This is a genomic window from Burkholderia sp., from assembly GCF_018375725.1.
Classification (GTDB): domain Bacteria; phylum Pseudomonadota; class Gammaproteobacteria; order Burkholderiales; family Burkholderiaceae; genus Burkholderia.
The window spans coordinates 1-2,618 of sequence record NZ_JAHACR010000433.1; the positions used below are offsets into that span (position 1 = coordinate 1).

The following is a 2,618-nucleotide window of genomic DNA, read 5'->3' on the forward strand; positions in this document are numbered from 1 at the left end:
ATCGGTAGCTGGTCCGTTTCCAGCCTGATCGGTCGATTCGTCGTCCGTGACTCGTGTTGCCGGCTTGCCGGCATCTTGTTTCCCCTTTGAGGCTCCATTGCCCAAAGGAATCCTTAAGCTGGGTTCACCAGCCACATATTTCAAACCCAAGCGGGGCATCTCAGTCCCGTTGGGCTGTGTGCTTCGCGGTTCAATGGAGCACACATGAAACAGCAAAACAATAATTTGCCGAAAAACGACGGTTACGACGGGAAACTGCCGGAAACGAAGACCGTCTACTGCATCGAGCGCAAAGCATTTGGCGTCGGTGGGGTCGACTGGTTCTACGATGCGAAAAAACGAGTGACATCGCAGGGTGACGCGCAGGACATCTGGTTTGACCTCGATGTCCCGGCAAGTGCCTCGAAGGACGAAATCACCGATCTGGCCGACCAAGCCATGTGGGGGAAGTCGTATCTTGGGGGCAGCGCGACGTGCCGTCTTGTCGACGTGAACCCGCCGGTGTTTTCGCGGTATTCGGGAACCAGGCCGCTTGACGACACCAGCATCGACGACATTCCTGTTTCGGAGCAGTCGGCTTACTGGAAAAGCAAGGGGCAGGCCGAATCCGAAGAGTACACGGACGAGGAAGCAGATCAGCTTTACTCGGACTGGTGGCTGACCCAGCAGGACTACCTGCTGGCAACTCGGAATCAGCCGCAGCGAACCCTCAGCGATCTGTATCAGCTGTGGGACAAGCTGGGCGACGTCCCGGTCACCGACGACGGCCAACACCTCGACGAGTCGTTCCTCCATTTCGGGAGGGGCGCCGAGAAGGAATCTGTCTGGCGATGGTTCGAAGCGGCGAACCCGCGATTTGTCGTGAGTGAGGTGATGCAGGGCATCCGCCAAGCTGACGAACAGACTGAGAAACTGCCGGAAATTCAATTCGAGCAGCCGGTCGGCCATACGGTCGGCGGATTCACTGTCGGGCATCTGGCGACCATGAATCGAAGCAAGGCCGTCGGCACCATCGTCAAGGTGGAGGAGGGCACTCGAGGACTGGAGCTTACGCTGGAGTTCGCAGAGCCCCAGCCTGTCGATGCCCCGGAAGGCGTGACGTCGCGTCGGTTTCAACTCGACTGGCGCAACATCTCGTCCACGTGGGCACCGACCAACACCGGGAAACTGCGGGACCTCGAAGGATTCCTCCGAACTACCAAAGCAGGTCAGGGTGGTGAGGCGACGTTCGACAGGTGGGTGCGGGCAACCGCCGCGGATGCCGAAGAGTATGGGCATTCGGAGGCGGTTGAGTATCTTCGGCTCGGAGGGGACCTCCGTGACAAGGATCTCGGTGTCGATGGACAGTGGAAACTGCCGGAAGCGGATGTGGATGTCATCGACGTCGCAACGTTAGACGACGAACACGCAGCGAACTTCTCGAAGCCGTACATCTGTCAGCATGAAGATGGCCGGACGATCGAGTTCGATACCGAAGATGCAGCCTGCGCTTATCAGCGCGAGCACCGCATCAAAAACGGTATGGACCCGATGACCGGACAAACTGTCGAAGGTGGGAAACTGCCGGAACTCGTCTTTTCGGTGAAGTTCCGCTATTTCGATTCCGGCCTTCTGGCGGAGCACCTGGAGAAGATCGGATCCGGTGATGCGTCGTTGCTCGAGGATCGACTGAAGGTAGCGCTGCTGAATCCGACCACTCGGCCGGAGAATGCTGGCTATCGAATCGTCGAAGCTCGGGTGAGCCACATCAATGGCAGCACTTATTCGTTGATGGTTCGAGTTCAAGTGACCGATGCCGAGAAGTTGGCAGACGAAGCTGGCGAGGAGTATCGTCGTTGTTGGGGTGAACCTGACCATGAGTTCTCCGTCGGTGAACAATTGTATGAAGTGCTTGTCGCCTCGAACGCCAGTCCGGCACCGATGGACATCGGCATCGAAGTGATTACGTGGCGCAACGAATCTCGGGCGGCTCAAGCTGAGGCAGATGCTGGCCTGAAACTGCCGGACGCTGAGCGTGATCTCGACGAAGACGAGATCCGTGATTTTCTGACGGATCGTATCGAAAGCGGCGACATGCAACTGGAGGACATCACGAAATTGATGGTGCGGTACGGCCTCATGGACCCGAAGGCCTTCCAGGTTGAAATGTGTGAGCGCATGCAAAACCACCGCAACGAGCAGCAGGATCGCTCGCCGGCACCTGGTATGTGATCTATCAAGCTGGAACCCGCCCCGCCGTCTGCAGTCCCCTTTCGAGGGGGGTGCTTCGGCGGGCATTTTTTTTTAAGGCCTGCTGCGCGACACCGCGCGGGGCGTGTTGGCGGGTATCGAAGCACCACCTTTGGCCAGCACGGCCGCAGCAGCCCACTCGCGCCAGATCGAGACGCTGATCGCCGACGCCGGGCGGCGCCCGCTGAGGGATGATGAGGTTTCCAAAGCACGAGAACTCGCGAGCGCCAGAGCGCAATAGCTGGCACGTCCTGATCGGGGAGAGTCCACCGTAGGTTCGTATTCCTATCAGGAAGTCAGTGCTATACTCAAACCGCTTTCTATCGGTAGCTGGTCCGTTTCCAGCCTGATCGGTCGATTCGTCGTCCGTGACTCGTGTTGCCGGCTTG

Annotated in this window: 1 protein-coding gene; it reads left to right on the forward strand. The window is 58.5% G+C overall.

Annotated features, from left to right (window positions below; all coding sequences use genetic code 11):
- Positions 1-204 precede the first annotated feature (204 nt).
- Entirely contained in the window at positions 205-2,211 is a 2,007-nt protein-coding gene (locus tag KH616_RS23965) for a hypothetical protein (protein ID WP_232357130.1), read from the forward strand.
- Positions 2,212-2,618 lie beyond the last annotated feature (407 nt).

Excerpts from the sequence above, each read along its gene's own strand:
- KH616_RS23965 (WP_232357130.1), top strand. The coding sequence starts at position 205 with ATGAAACAGCAAAACAATAATTTGCCGAAAAACGACGGTTACGACGGG.